The 269-nt window shown below is 64.3% G+C and carries 1 protein-coding gene; it reads right to left on the bottom strand.

All coding sequences use genetic code 11. The annotated features are described in order from the left end of the window. The coding region (locus FQ664_RS26115; protein ID WP_144175887.1) for a hypothetical protein at positions 1–269 on the bottom strand (269 nt) is incomplete at both ends.

Below are 269 nucleotides of genomic sequence, written 5' to 3'. Positions count from 1 at the left end.
CTGGATGAAGTCGGCCACGATCAGGAAGTAGCCGGGGAAGCCCATCTTGATGATGGTGTCCAGCTCGAACTCGAGGCGGTCGCTGTAATCCTGCGCGGTCATGCCGGGCGCGATGGGATTCTTTTCCAGGCGTGCGGCCAGGCCCTTGCGCGACTCGCTGCGGATCCAGCTGTCCAGCGTCTCCTCGTCGGGCACCGGATAGTCGGGCAGGAAGTAGGTGCCCAGGCGCATCTCGATGTTGCAGCGCTCGGCCAGCGCCAGCGTGTTGT

Source organism: Pseudomonas persica (assembly GCF_900291015.1).
Lineage (GTDB): Bacteria > Pseudomonadota > Gammaproteobacteria > Pseudomonadales > Pseudomonadaceae > Aquipseudomonas.
This window is presented reverse-complemented; position numbering and strand designations above follow the sequence as displayed.